Source organism: Bartonella sp. CM120XJJH, from assembly GCF_042194715.1.
Lineage (GTDB): Bacteria > Pseudomonadota > Alphaproteobacteria > Rhizobiales > Rhizobiaceae > Bartonella.
Map to the genome: position 1 here is coordinate 97,977 of NZ_JBHINE010000002.1, position 13,140 is coordinate 111,116.

A 13,140-nucleotide genomic window follows, 5' to 3' on the forward strand; every position below is an offset into this window, starting at 1 on the left:
CACCCCAATCATACCGCCATCCTTGCCTGATAAGATCGGTCAATACTCTTACGATGCATACTATGACAAAGAGCAAGAGCAAGAGCATCAGCCGCATCACTGCTATCAAATTCAGCCCGTGGGAGGAGAACTTTGACCATCATATGGATTTGTTCCTTAGCCCCATGCCCAACACCAATAACCGATTTTTTCACTTTGTTGGGCGCATATTCAAAAACAGGAAGATTGGCTTGCGCAGGAACCAGCAATGCAATTGCACGTGCTTGCCCAAGTTTTAAAGTTGCTGTAGCATCTTTGTTGACAAACACATGTTCTACAGCAGCTTCATGGGGCATAAATTGATGCACAACCTCTGAAAGACCTTTGTGGATCTGACATAGTCTGGAAGCCAGCTCACACTTTACATCAGAAGAAACCGTCCCCGCTGCAATAAACTGAAGACGATTACCCGCAACATCGATAACGCCCCACCCTGTACGCCGTAATCCCGGATCAATGCCTATAATACGAATCGCCTCTGCCATAAACTACAGTCTATACACTTTTCCCCCCTGTGAATAAAGATGTGAATAAAGACAAGACCACAAAGAAAACAGCAGTACAAGACAAAACCAGTCAAAAGATGATCATGCCCCCAATTTATACAATTATAACTATAACACGCAACGAACAGCATCTTTATAGAACATACTTTATGAAGCATAACTGAAATCAATCAAAACCATTCACACACCACAAGCAAGCACCTTATCAAGCACCCTCTAAAGCATAAAAATTCCCTTTCTATATCATATCCAATGCCATAACGGTTAAACATCGCAAGCGAGCAAATAGATCAGTGCTGGATTGTACATTCATAATGTGTAAAGAGGCTATGCAATGGATGCTACACACTTTGCGAAAACTTTTTACATTATAGCATGACGCTACCATAACACGACAACACGTTGATTTATAAAGATAATTAATTATTTTGTATGTTGCATAAGAATCCCGAATATCCTAAGATTTTCTCATTACAAATCTGTTTATATTGAAGCAATTAAAACCATTCTCTTACATATGAAACGTGGGATTGCCGTATAGAGTGAAACTGTACAAGAAAGGACTAAAAATAATGCTTCTAATGAATTGTCTCAAGTTCCAAAGGCTGCCGCAACATTGGGGACTGGCAAAGATGATGATAGTGCCGGCTTTCTCCTTTGCAAGCATAAAGATGAGAGAGGCTCAACGGATATGAATAAGAACTGAGAGATATTTTTGAATATACTCATCACACCACAATGACATTGCGTAGAGAGGGACATTTCATAGAGAGGAACATGCATAGGGGCACAAGGAACCCATGGGACATTCATTATATGGCACACTATATGGCACTTTATTTTGGATATTTTATTTTACGCGAAGGAAAATACCTTCCATTCAAAACAAAAGAAGCCCAAAAACTGTAACAATGTGTATCATCCTCATAACACACACTTTACAGCAGCTTTATAGGCATAAATTATAGAGCATAAATAAATTGATGTACAAGCCCCTACTCTATCTTAGAGCCAGATCATTATCATAACCAAAACAAAATCACACGATAGATCAACAGAAAGTATTCCAGCTGCAATCAACCAAAGCCGATTTCCCACAAAACCAACCATACTCCATCCCATGCCATAATTTACAATCAATACCTATACCCTTCAGCTATAAGCTCAAGATATTTCCTACGCTCAAATAGAAATTAGGCAGAAAAAAGCACTCTAGATTAGTTTTAGTTGTGAAATTTCGGTTGTTAAAAAAAAATGGGTATACTGCTCTAAATATCGCAAGAAAGAAGCAAGGAGCTATTATTCTCAGCACGCCAAAAAGCTGTTTTGAGTAATTCGATTTGTTTTCCCACTAGATTATCATCGTTCAAGATAAAGCCGCCGCTTATTGACCAAAGTGCTTAAACTATAGCAGCATCTCTAAATGAAAAAAATGCACGCTTCTAAACGCAATGAATGAGAAACAAATTGGCGAAAAACTTCTGGCAATTCATGCCAATGAGGGGTTTCAAGTTCCAATGCTCAGTGTATGAAGTGACACTTTTACAATTTCTTTTTATTTGTTCTGATGACATTTCCCCTTCGCACAAAGCAAGGGGAGTACCTCTAAGAACGCCCAAAAGCTGTTTTCAGTAATTCGATTTGTTTTCCTACTGGATTATCATCGTTCAAGATAAAGCCGCCGCTTATTGACCAAAGTGCTTAAACTACAGCAGCATCTCTAAATGAAAAAAATGCACGCTTCTAAACGCAATGAATGAGAAACAAATTGGCGAAAAACTTCTGGCAATTCATGCCAATGAGGGGTTTCAAGTTCCAATGCTCAGTGTATGAAGTGACACTTTTACAATTTCTTTTTTATTTGTTCTGATGACATTTCCCCTTCGCACAAAGCAAGGGAGTACCTCTAAGAACGCCCAAAGGCTGTTTTGAGCAATTCGATTTGTTTTCCTACTGGATTATCATCTTCTAAGGCACAGGAGGCTGCAGTTTCCCACCCAGCACGCATATACTGTATGCGCGCTTCCAAACGCAATGAATGAGAAACAAATTGGCGGAAAATTTCTGGCAATTCATGCCAATGAGGGGTTTCAAGTTCCAATGTCGGTGTATGAACAGACACTTTTACAATTTCTTTTTTTATTTGTTCTGATGACATTTCCCCTTCACGCTCTGCGCGAAGAAGAAGGAGTTGAGAAGCGATTTGCATAAGTCGTGTACTTAAATACATAGCCTCTTTTGCATAGATTGCAGAAACCTCTGCCGAAAGAGAGCGTGCTACTAATTTCCCTTCTGAGTCAATATACGCTGCGGTTTTTTCAATCAGCGCCATTGTTTCTTCATAGAGACGATTAAAAGCATTTTCAAAAGCATTATGCTCAATCATGATAATAGGGTCATCATATGGACGTTTATGTACACTCACGCTTTTATACTCCAAGTATCAGCACAAAATTATACTCCTCAACGAACAGAGTATTAAAAAGTTTCTTTTGTTGCTGTATAGAACGCTTTTTTTTTAAAACTGCTACCTCTTTTAATTTTTTTGTGCAACGCGCTTTTTATACTAAGGTTAACGCACCCAACAAACACTATAGGAACGTTTCCTATAAACGGATCAGTTTCCTCGAAAAGGATCCCTGCCAAGATTGCCGTTTTTCACAATAATAGGCGACTCCAAATTGCAAAGCAATACCCGTTATTATTAAGAGGGTATCGGAAAAAAACGTTTCTGTCATCACTGTTTTTATAATTTGTCCAAACATCGCAAAAATGGTTCCCGTTACAAAGACCGGTAAACTATGTTTTCCTAAAATTGCTAAAGGATGTTTCTGAGAGACATAAAACCATTTATTGATGCGCGGCAAAGAAAGAATAAAAAAGGCTAATGCAAGAACATGGAGTAAACGTGGCAAGCTTAAAAAGGTTTTATTAAAGTTCAACAATGGGGAAGACCAGCCAAGCCACCCCAAAATGCCCCACCAGTTTAAGCGAACCCATAACAGTGCCAACAAGAGATACGCTGCCGCACAAACAATCCAAAAAGACTGAAAAGCGATTTTTTTTCCTTGTTTAAGCGCTAAAGTACTGGTCAATCCTATGACAAATAAGAATTGCCAAGACAAAGGGTTTAAAAACCACTTTCCCTTTAAAGGATAAGAAGGAGGAGCAATTTTATAAAATCCGCAGATAAGATACAGTGTAAAGGAGCCCAAAAGCAGCCATTTTGTCTGTTTACAACTCAAATAAAGGATAAAAGGCGCAAAAAACATCAAAACGATATAAAGTGGAAGAATATTATTATATCCCAATTGATGCCCAAAACTTAAGGTACTCAAAAATGCGATAACAGGCTCTTTAAAAAAGAGTCCCACATTATTCATCGATAAAAGTTTTTCTGTTTTCCATAATAAAAAGGCAACAAAAAAAAGGCTTAACGTGACAAAAGTAGTAAAAAGATATGCGCCATAGAGCTGCAAAGCTCTGTACCAAAGTTTTCGAATGATAAAAGCAAAGGATTTTTGCTGTAACCGACCGTGAAAGCTTAACCCAAGAGCAATCCCTGAAAGCAAAACAAACACTTCTGCACAATCAGAAAAACCGAAATTTCTATGGGTAAAAGACTCATAGATCGTTCTGGGAATATGGTTGATGAAAATCGTCAATAAGGCTAAAGAACGAAAAACGTCAATACGTGTATCACGGCGAAAAGGTTGAGTTTTATGCTCAAGAACACCTTGGTATTTCATCAGTGGACTCCCACACGCCACAAACCCCTTCCACAAACCCCTTGAAGTCCCATAAAATGGTAGTTACCCTTATTGCCAACAAGCACAAACAGGATGAAATTTTAATTTTTAAGAGTCAAGTTTCATTTTAAGTGTTTATTTTTTAAAAGGCAAAAGTTTTTTAAAAGCAAAAGAACGAAAAGAATCCATACGTGTATCACAGCAAAAAGGCGACATATTATGCTTAAAAACATTCTCCTTTCTCATAAGCAGGCTCCCACGCACCCACAAATTCTTTAAATTACGTGAAAATGGTGGTCACTTTCATCGCAAATAAGCATAATAGAATGAAACTTTCATTTTAAGCATTATTTTTTTCTAAGAAACAGGGATTTGACATGACAGAACAAAAAAATAAACCAATTGATCCGCCTCTTTTCCCTCAGTTAATTTTAACACTTGATGTTCGGCGCAACACCCCACACACATTTTTGCAGCAAATTTTTCAAACAAAGTCTTTTGCATGCGTCATCCTCTATGATTCTGAAAAATTGAAAGATGATAGCTCTTTTTTACAACAACAAGCGCAAACTTACGCAGAAGATATTCAACATCATGACGCAGCCCTTCTCATCGCTGATGACAGCCGCATTGCTGGGCGCATAAAGGCTGATGGATTGCACATAGAAGATGATCTTAACGCTCTTGAAAGCTTCAAAAATCAGCAAAAGGAACAAAAAATCATAGGCTTTGGCAATCTACGCAATCGCCATAGTGCTATGCTTGCAGCAGAAACAGGTGTTGATTATCTATTTTTTGGAAAACTCGGTGCTGATAAAAAACCCCATGCGCACCCCCGCAATCTCCAGTTAGCAACATGGTGGGCAGAAATTATGCAAACCCCCGCCATTATCCAAGCAGGAAGCGATTTTTCAACCTTTGATGAAGCCTTAAAGACTGGATGTGAATTCATTGCTGTAGAAGAAGTGATTTTTGGGAACGACAACCCCTTAATACTGCTTAAAACAATGCAAGAAAAATGTGAAAACACCCCCTTGTAATATAGGAGGAGAATTTATAAATAAAGGGTTAATAAAAATCCAAACACTCACCACTATATTACTTATATAGAACACACAATAACAGAAAAGAGGATACCTCGAAACTCAATAAAACTGCTTAATAATTCAATCAAATGAGATGAAAAAACTAGCGTCTTTTTTTCATATAATATATAGAAAAAAGGATCATAAAAACTTTCTCGTTCAATGTCTTATAAAGACAAAGCATTATGATTGGGGAAAATGGTCATTTTCAATATTGGTACTAAATACCAATAGCTGACGATACAAATATGCAGGGGACATAAAAATGCAATATAGCGGAACACTTGAAGATCTTACAAACATAATTTGCAAAGCTGGATATCAAATCAAAGAAACTAAACCTCTATCACATCCATCCCCTGAAGGATATCAGATCAAAACCTCCGAAGGAGGCACTATTAATTGGTTTAAAAGCACAGGAAAACTTCAAGTTCAAGGCAGCGCAAACATAAAACAAAAGCTAACAGAAGATTTAGCAAAGCATATAGATGAAACATCAACGATTCCTTTCTCAAAAACTGCCTCCAACACCTCAAATAAAAAAATCTTTATCGTTCATGGCCATGACCTTATTGCTCTAGAGCAACTTGAACTTATTCTTCGCAGGCTTGGTCTCGAACCATACATCTTAAAAAATACTGGTGGTAATGGTTTAACCCTCATTGAAATTTTGGAAAAAGAAGCTTGTAACGATTCTATAGGATTTGGTATTGTGCTATTTACTCCCGATGATATAGGCTATGCTAGATCTGACAAGGAAAAAAAAGAACAATTTCGTGCACGACAAAACGTTATTTTCGAAATGGGCATGTTAACCGCTGCACTTTCTCGCAAAAATGTCGCTATTCTAAAAAAACAAGACCTTGAACTCCCTTCAGATTTTGGTGGGCTTAAATACACTCCTTTTAATGAACACGTAAAAGAAACACTTCCGGATCTTTTTGATCGACTATGTGAAGCCGGCTACAATTTAGATGCAAGAAAATTTGCTACAGCATCACGTTAAATTTGAATAATGCTTCCCTTTAACTTTTAAAGCGCACGCCCAAAACCACAAGGCACCCTACCACATTCCACAGACACACACATCCTATAGGCTCAAAGAAACGATCACCCCCCACCTTTCCTCAAACAGCAAGCAATTGTGCAAATTTAAATGAAGAGACTGCGTGTGAATTCACTACCGTAGAAGAAATCATTTTAGTCTCTTTGATAAACGCGGGGCTGTTGTCATAATTTTGGTAATTGTTCCAGAAAGGTTTAAGAGGCAGATAGCCTCTGATTAGATTAAAGAAAAATAGGAAATTCACGTCGGGCATGTACTACAGCTACAATTTCGATTTGATTTGCAGCTACTCGATACAATATAAGGTAATTTGGATGCGCTACAATTTCTCGTAATCCTAATACCTTCTCACTCTGTCTGTATAAATATGGATGTTCTGCCAATGGCAATACGGATGCTTCCAAAAACCTTTTCATTCGGCGCGCAGCGGATGGATTTTCGCGAGCAATGTACGTTAAAATCTGACGCAAATCGTCGCGCGCCGAAGACAACCAAACAATCGGAAGCATCACTTTCCCTGTTCAGCTTCAAGCTGACTGATTATAACTTCCATTTCAGCCATAACCTCATCATGCGGAATAGGAGGATATGGATTTGCAAGACTTCTCGCTACCTTATCGCGCAACCATGCAGTGTAGCTGCTTTCCTGTTCAACGGTTTCGAACTCTGAAATTAGCGGAGAAAGGGTAGTCTTCATATGTATGTCCTTTCTATTCCTGAATATTGAAGATAATTACTATTGGTTATGTTGTCAATATTAGCGAATTGAAAATGTTTAACTTTTAAGCGTCCAAAGTTCTTTTGATCTTAAAACTTAAGGCTTTTTAACCCTCTCAAAAAACACGGGGGCTGATGTCATGATTTTGGTAATCGTTCCAGAGAGGTTGAAAGGCGGATAGCCTCTCATTAAAAAACAAATTTTGTAAGTAAAAAACTATTTTTATTGTAAATTTCCTGAAATTACTTTATGAATTAAACGGTGTTTTGGTCGCATACGCAACGACCAAGAGGGTCTTGAAAGCCCGAAAATCTAAACATGAATTTACCCCACTTTGTGGGTATCCCGGAATTCCGGGAGTTTTTGCTATGTCCAGGTGCTTTAAGCACTAAAAGCAAAAAAAGCTGATTAGATTTCAGTACTTTCAAGCTCCCGGAATACTCATGCGAGGGCGCTCGCAACCGGCGGGGAAAAATGCAATCTCAAAATCTTAATATTGATCTTTTTATTGGCAAAAAAATTCGCTTAAAACGAAAAATGTTGAAGATGTCTCAAACAACTTTAGGACACGCTTTAGGCGTAAGCTTCCAACAAATTCAAAAATATGAAAAAGGCTTAAATCGTGTCAGCGCAGGACGTTTAAAGAAAATTTCTGATATCTTGAATGTTCCACTTTCCTTTTTTTATGCGGATATCATCACAAAAAAACAGCCCCCATACCACCATGATGAAATCGCATCGAGCACAGAGGAATACCTGCTGCTCAAAAGATTTAGAGTTCTAACAACGGTTAAAAAGAAAGCCTTTTTACAGCTGATCTCTGATGAGAGTGCAAACTAACATCACACGGATAGCGCGTGCTATTCAAAGTCCCACTTTGTGAACACTTTATTGCTTGAATGCAAAACATGCCACCCCTCCATTTTAAAAAACTATACGTTAAGAGACACTATTTTAATTTTTATTGTAAATTTTCTGAAATTACTTTATGAATTAAAAGATGTTTTGGTCGCATACGCAACGACCAAAAGGGGCCTTGAAAACCCTAGATCCGAGCGTAAAAATGAACCCACTTTGTGGGTATCCCGGAATTCCGGGAGTTTTTGCTATGTCCAGGTGCTTTAAGCACTAAAAGCAAAAAGGCTGACTCGGATTCAGTGTTTTCAAGCTCCCGGAATACTCATGCGAGGGCGCTCGCAACCGGCGGGGAAAAATGCAATCTCAAAATCTTAATATTGATCTTTTTATTGGCAAAAAAATTCGCTTAAAACGAAAAATGTTGAAGATGTCTCAAACAACATTAGGTCAACATTTAGGTGTCACTTTCCAACAAATCCAGAAATATGAAAAAGGCTTAAATCGTGTCAGCGCAGGGCGTTTAAAAGAAATTTCCGATATCTTAAATGTTCCGGTTTCCTTTTTCTATGCGGATATCATCACAAAAAAACAGTCCCCATACCACCATGATGAAATCGCATCGAGCACAGAGGAATACCTGTTGCTCAAAAGATTTAGAACTCTCACAACGGTTAAAAAGAAAGCCTTTTTACAGCTCATCTCTGATGAGAGTGCAAGCTAATATCACACGGATAGCGTGCGCTATTCATAAGCATTCATAAGTATTTTAAAAAGCAGCCTCCATTGTAAGCATTTTTTCATTTTAGGGGGAAGCCCTTAATATAATAGAAGATCAGTATCTTGACACACGATAACCCTTTATCATTATTATTTTTAACAGGACTATTTTCAACAGTCTGGCTCTCGTCGACATTTATGCTATTTTTTTAAACTTACCCAACCCTACCTTAACGAAGACAAAAAACTGAGAGATAAAAAGTAAGATAGAAATGAGATTCTTATACGGCTTGTAATAATGAAAAAAAAATGTGAAAATTCTGATCGGTAATGAGGAGAAAACACCATGATCAAGAGAAGCGTGAAGCTGCTTATCTTAGGCGTGATTGGACTTGCAAGTTCTGCTGTAAATTCAGCTGAAAACACTGAAGAATTCTCAAATTTTGAAAACTCTTTCAATACGATTCAAGAAGCTTCAAACACACAAGAACCTTTTCAGCCCTTAAAAGCTGGGGACTATGACCAAGCCTATGACTATTACATTCAAGGTTATTATTTAAAAGCTTTTCGTGAAGCACTCCGACGTGCTGAAAAAAATGATCCTTTTGCACAAACTCTTCTTGCCCGAATTTATATGGAAGGATGTGCTGTTCCTATTGATGGTGCGCGTGCTGCTTTATGGTTTGAACGCGCTGCAAAACAGGGGGAACCCCAAGCACAACTACGCTATGGACTTATGTTGTTTGATGGTCACTTTATAAAACAAAATCAAGAACTTGGTGAACAGTTCATTCAAAAAGCTGTCAATGCAGGCGTCAAGGAAGCCTATTTTTATTACGGACAACTGCTTCTTTATAAAGCCGCACAGGAAAAACAAGCTCTCCCTGGTGTTGCTTCCCAAAGTCGTGAAAATGAAGCCATCGAGCAAGCCTTAAAATTGTACTTAAAAGGTGCTGCTCTTGGAGATGCTGAAGCTGCTTTTTCTGCTGCAAAAATTCTTTCCTTAGGCACGTTAAAACGACCAAAGGATGATCGCAATGCCCGCAAACTCATGGAGGTAGCGGCACAAAACAACCACTTAAAAGCTCAACTTCATTTAGCACAATGGCTTATACAGGGGCGTGGAGGAGAAACAGATTTTCCCCGTGCTTTTCATTTACTTCAAAGAAATGCTATCAACATGGTAGCACCAGCACAGATTTCCCTTGCAAGGCTTTATCGAGATGGCACAGGAACAAAAGGCGATATAATAATGGCAGCGGCATGGTATATGCTCGCAAAGGAGGCAAAAATGCAAGCCCCTGATCTTGAAATGATGCTCCAAGGCATGGACAAAACACAACTAGAAAAAGCGCACAAAGAAGCAATAAAGCTCCTTCCTGTTTTTTAAAATACTCCTCTCTGCTTCAAAGAGATAAAATTTATAGAAATTCTGGGAGTTTTTGCACTGTCCAGGGGCGATAAGCACTAAAAGCAAAAAGGCTGATTTGAACTCAGTACTTTACTACTCTCAGAATACCAACGTGAGGGCGCTCGCACCCTGGTCGAGGGGGGGGATGCAAACCAAAGATCTTTATAACGACATTTCCATTGGCAAAAAAATGCACTGGTATCATTTGCTTAAGCAAACAATATCCAATAAGAAAAAGAACTAGGCTATCACGAAAATCCCAAAAGCTCTATTTTTTCATTCTTTTTGCTTGGATGAAAAACACACCAACTCTCATTAAAAAAACTATTTTTTATTGTAAATTTGCTGAAATTACTTTATGAATTAAAAGATGTTTTGGGCGCATACGCAACGACCAATAGGGCCTTGAAAACCCGAAAACTCAAACATGAATTTACCCCACTTTGTGGGTATCCCGGAATTCCGGGAGTTTTTGCTATGTCCAGGTGCTTAAAGCACTAAAAGCAAAAAGGCTGATTTGAGTTCAGTATTTTCAAGCTCCCGGAATACCAACGCGAGGGCGCTCGCACCCGGTGGGGAGCTTTAAAATGCAAAGTAAAAATCTTAATATTGATCTTTTTGTAGGCAAAAAAATTCGTTTTAGACGAAAAATGTTGAAGATGTCTCAAAAAACATTAGGTCAACATTTGGGTGTCACTTTCCAACAAATTCAAAAATATGAAAACGGCTTAAATCGTGTCAGCGCAGGGCGTTTAAAAGAAATTTCCGATATCTTAAATGTTCCGGTTTCCTTTTTCTATGCGGATATCATCACAAAACAACAGCCCCCATACCACCATGATGAAATCGCATCAAGCACAGAAGAATACCTGCTTTTAAAAAGATTTAGAGTTCTAACCTCGATAAAACAAAGAGCCATTTTACAGCTCATCGCCGATCAGAATGAAAACTTTTAACATTGTGATATAGGGCGCTACACTCCTCTGTTCTTAACTTGCCTCCCACATCTCAAAGGACAGAAGTCCTTTCCCTATCCAGTTGGTAAACAATCCGTCTTCTCAGAACAGAACTCTTTTAGCTTCCCATTTCATGTAGTTCATTTCACAAGATTATCCGGACAAGCCCCCCTCAAATATTCACCACACACTCTTATAAAAATATCACATGTGCAAAGTTTGATACCTTACAGCACCACACCTCAAACGATAGTATTTTACAGCAAACAGAATAAGCATTCATGCGTATTTTAAAAAAGATAGCCCTCAAAAAGCAATGCTTGAAAATTTTTTTGGTCGATCTGGAACAGCACCTAACGCATCATTTTATAATGGTGATAGAGGACATGATCTTAACATGCAAACGTAAAAAATTGCTTTTTTATCACAATCACCAAAAACAGCTGTCTATTAAAATATACGCCGCAAGAAGCACTTTAAGCAACCTTTACAGCTGAAACCATTATTCATTGATTAATTAACCGATTGATTAGATAGCGATATGTTGTTAACGTAGCTATGCGTAAAGTTGCTCTTATTTCTGGAATAGGAGCTTCTCAGGAAAGCCTACCAATAGTAAGGGGAATTAACGATGTTAAAATATTTATTGCTGTCACCGGTTGTGTTGGTGGCAGGTTGCGCGTCTGTAGGCAATTATTCATCAAATTATGTTGATCAAAGTCTTACAAAGCGCCAAGCACAATTAGTTGCTAACAAATTTATTAGCGGTAACAAAGGGTTTTTACCACCAGCGACAACAACAATTCTTATAAAGAAAAGTAATACAGCAGACAGCTTTACGCCTTTATTTATCAATCTGTTGCGACGGAATGGATATAATGTGATCTATACAGATCAACCTCAAAAGCAACAAAATATGGGTGTAACTTTGAGTTATAGAATAAGATTAAATAGTAGCACTATAGTGTCTCTTTTTCAGTATAACGTGAACGGAGAGCCGCGTTCTTATATAAATACTCAGCCCAGATGAACCCGCTATTTAATGTAAACATACTCTATATTTTACACGTAAAGACTTAAAAGCTCTTGCGAAAGGCAAAGAGATTTGCACCTCAATAAAAAACCTCATTTTAGCCAGAGTGGATAAATTTTATTATAGATTGTGACAATACAAAATAGTGTAAATTATAGCTTTAAGATTTAAAGAAAGAAGAATACTAAAAATAATGAAAAATGCCCCACACCCTAGCAAATTGTTATGCGAAGATGTAAATGCAAAACTTGGCTTATCTGTGATTAAAGCAGCTGAATAGCTTTCTATATCCCGTGTAGCATTTTCTAGGGTATCGGTAAAAATCCTTATAACGATATTTTCAGTGACAAATTCATTGGCAAAAAAATTCGTTTGAGACGAAAAATGCTAAAAATGTCTCAAAAAACATTAGGTCAACATTTGGGTGTTACTTTCCAACAAATCCAGAAATATGAAAACGGCTTAAATCGTGTCAGCGCAGGGCGCTTAAAAGAAATTTCCGATATCTTGAATGTTCCAGTTTTCTTTTTCTATGCCGATATCATCACAAAACAACAGCCCCCATACCACCATGATGAAATCGCATCAAGCACAGAAGAATACCTCCTTCTCAAAAGATTTAGAACGCTCACCTCGATAAAACAAAGAGCCTTTTTACAGCGCATCTCAGATGAAAATGCAAGCTAACATCACACGGATAGTACACACCACGCTCTATCACATGAGACATTATAATAAAATAATAAACTCTGTATTCAAATATTCATCACATATTCTTAATTAAAAACACCTCATGGGTTTAGGGAACTTATATCATTACCATCAATTATATCATTGCCATCAATGATGATATTTTACGACACAACGGGATAAATTTCCCCAAAAATTCTAAAAAATTTTTGTGCAAATTTTTAAAAAGCTTGCGTCTGAGCGCTTTTTATGGTCTTGCAAAGAACTGAAAAGCAAAAATACATAAAGGTCCTTTTTTACTTAAGCTTTTCT

At 37.8% G+C, this 13,140-nt stretch carries 14 protein-coding genes; 8 read left to right on the forward strand and 6 right to left on the reverse strand.

The features are described 5' to 3' along the window. Nucleotides 1–8: 8 nt before the first annotated feature. The 4 genes from ruvC to ACFIKU_RS01425 all read right to left on the reverse strand — a co-directional run bounded on the left by ruvC (nt 9) and on the right by ACFIKU_RS01425 (nt 4,294). Nucleotides 9–524, reverse strand: coding sequence for a crossover junction endodeoxyribonuclease RuvC (gene ruvC, locus ACFIKU_RS01410; RefSeq protein WP_375656465.1), 516 nt, complete (start codon nt 522–524; stop codon nt 9–11). Between the two features lie 1,026 nt (nt 525–1,550). Further along, nucleotides 1,551–1,685 carry a hypothetical protein gene (locus ACFIKU_RS01415; protein ID WP_375656466.1) on the reverse strand — a complete coding sequence of 45 codons (135 nt, stop codon included), beginning with the start codon at nt 1,683–1,685 and terminating at the stop codon, nt 1,551–1,553. 766 nt (nt 1,686–2,451) lie between these two features. Continuing rightward, on the reverse strand, nt 2,452–2,970 hold the full coding sequence (locus ACFIKU_RS01420; RefSeq protein ID WP_375641831.1) for a DUF1465 family protein: 519 nt from the start codon (nt 2,968–2,970) through the stop codon (nt 2,452–2,454). A gap of 181 nt (nt 2,971–3,151) precedes the next feature. After that, nucleotides 3,152–4,294 carry an OpgC family protein gene (locus tag ACFIKU_RS01425; protein ID WP_375656467.1) on the reverse strand — a complete coding sequence of 381 codons (1,143 nt, stop codon included), beginning with the start codon at nt 4,292–4,294 and terminating at the stop codon, nt 3,152–3,154. 377 nt (nt 4,295–4,671) lie between these two features. Between ACFIKU_RS01425 and ACFIKU_RS01430 the strand changes: the two genes are divergently transcribed. Together ACFIKU_RS01430 and ACFIKU_RS01435 are read left to right on the forward strand one after the other, a co-directional pair. Continuing rightward, entirely contained in the window at nt 4,672–5,334 is a 663-nt protein-coding gene (locus tag ACFIKU_RS01430; protein WP_375641833.1) for a thiamine phosphate synthase, read from the forward strand. A gap of 310 nt (nt 5,335–5,644) precedes the next feature. Next, nucleotides 5,645–6,385 (forward strand): TIR domain-containing protein, encoded by a 741-nt coding sequence (locus tag ACFIKU_RS01435; RefSeq protein WP_375641834.1) that lies wholly within the window; start codon nt 5,645–5,647, stop codon nt 6,383–6,385. A 281-nt stretch (nt 6,386–6,666) separates the two neighbouring features. Here ACFIKU_RS01435 and ACFIKU_RS01440 read toward each other — a convergent pair whose 3' ends face one another. Together ACFIKU_RS01440 and ACFIKU_RS01445 are read right to left on the reverse strand one after the other, a co-directional pair. Beyond that, the gene (locus ACFIKU_RS01440) at nt 6,667–6,954 is read right to left on the reverse strand and encodes a type II toxin-antitoxin system RelE/ParE family toxin (RefSeq protein WP_375647368.1); all 288 of its coding nucleotides are present in this window, start codon (nt 6,952–6,954) and stop codon (nt 6,667–6,669) included. Next, nucleotides 6,954–7,142 carry an antitoxin gene (locus ACFIKU_RS01445; RefSeq protein WP_375656468.1) on the reverse strand — a complete coding sequence of 63 codons (189 nt, stop codon included), beginning with the start codon at nt 7,140–7,142 and terminating at the stop codon, nt 6,954–6,956. The genes ACFIKU_RS01440 and ACFIKU_RS01445 overlap by 1 nt, the downstream gene beginning before the upstream one ends. A gap of 495 nt (nt 7,143–7,637) precedes the next feature. On the opposite strand from ACFIKU_RS01445, the gene ACFIKU_RS01450 reads away from it, so the two are divergent. From ACFIKU_RS01450 to ACFIKU_RS01475, 6 genes are all read left to right on the forward strand, one after another. Then, entirely contained in the window at nt 7,638–8,003 is a 366-nt protein-coding gene (locus ACFIKU_RS01450; protein ID WP_375656469.1) for a helix-turn-helix domain-containing protein, read from the forward strand. A gap of 373 nt (nt 8,004–8,376) precedes the next feature. Beyond that, on the forward strand, nt 8,377–8,742 hold the full coding sequence (locus ACFIKU_RS01455; protein ID WP_375656470.1) for a helix-turn-helix domain-containing protein: 366 nt from the start codon (nt 8,377–8,379) through the stop codon (nt 8,740–8,742). A 342-nt stretch (nt 8,743–9,084) separates the two neighbouring features. Beyond that, complete coding sequence (locus tag ACFIKU_RS01460; protein WP_375656471.1) at nt 9,085–10,128, forward strand: tetratricopeptide repeat protein; 1,044 nt, start codon at nt 9,085–9,087, stop codon at nt 10,126–10,128. A gap of 608 nt (nt 10,129–10,736) precedes the next feature. Beyond that, nucleotides 10,737–11,105 carry a helix-turn-helix domain-containing protein gene (locus ACFIKU_RS01465; RefSeq protein WP_375656472.1) on the forward strand — a complete coding sequence of 123 codons (369 nt, stop codon included), beginning with the start codon at nt 10,737–10,739 and terminating at the stop codon, nt 11,103–11,105. Nucleotides 11,106–11,736: 631 nt separating this feature from the next. Beyond that, entirely contained in the window at nt 11,737–12,135 is a 399-nt protein-coding gene (locus ACFIKU_RS01470; protein WP_375656473.1) for a hypothetical protein, read from the forward strand. 339 nt (nt 12,136–12,474) lie between these two features. Then, a complete protein-coding gene (locus ACFIKU_RS01475; RefSeq protein ID WP_375656502.1) occupies nt 12,475–12,825 on the forward strand; it encodes a helix-turn-helix domain-containing protein in 351 nt (116 codons plus the stop codon). Nucleotides 12,826–13,140 lie beyond the last annotated feature (315 nt).

Bases quoted from the DNA above. Each gene is read 5' to 3' on its own strand.
- ACFIKU_RS01460 (WP_375656471.1), top strand. From the start codon at position 9,085: ATGATCAAGAGAAGCGTGAAGCTGCTTATCTTAGGCGTGATTGGACTT.
- ruvC (WP_375656465.1), bottom strand. From the start codon at position 524: ATGGCAGAGGCGATTCGTATTATAGGCATTGATCCGGGATTACGGCGT.
- ACFIKU_RS01425 (WP_375656467.1), bottom strand. From the start codon at position 4,294: ATGAAATACCAAGGTGTTCTTGAGCATAAAACTCAACCTTTTCGCCGT.
- ACFIKU_RS01465 (WP_375656472.1), top strand. From the start codon at position 10,737: ATGCAAAGTAAAAATCTTAATATTGATCTTTTTGTAGGCAAAAAAATT.
- ACFIKU_RS01445 (WP_375656468.1), bottom strand. From the start codon at position 7,142: ATGAAGACTACCCTTTCTCCGCTAATTTCAGAGTTCGAAACCGTTGAA.
- ACFIKU_RS01455 (WP_375656470.1), top strand. From the start codon at position 8,377: ATGCAATCTCAAAATCTTAATATTGATCTTTTTATTGGCAAAAAAATT.
- ACFIKU_RS01435 (WP_375641834.1), top strand. From the start codon at position 5,645: ATGCAATATAGCGGAACACTTGAAGATCTTACAAACATAATTTGCAAA.
- ACFIKU_RS01440 (WP_375647368.1), bottom strand. From the start codon at position 6,954: ATGCTTCCGATTGTTTGGTTGTCTTCGGCGCGCGACGATTTGCGTCAG.
- ACFIKU_RS01450 (WP_375656469.1), top strand. From the start codon at position 7,638: ATGCAATCTCAAAATCTTAATATTGATCTTTTTATTGGCAAAAAAATT.
- ACFIKU_RS01470 (WP_375656473.1), top strand. From the start codon at position 11,737: ATGTTAAAATATTTATTGCTGTCACCGGTTGTGTTGGTGGCAGGTTGC.
- ACFIKU_RS01430 (WP_375641833.1), top strand. From the start codon at position 4,672: ATGACAGAACAAAAAAATAAACCAATTGATCCGCCTCTTTTCCCTCAG.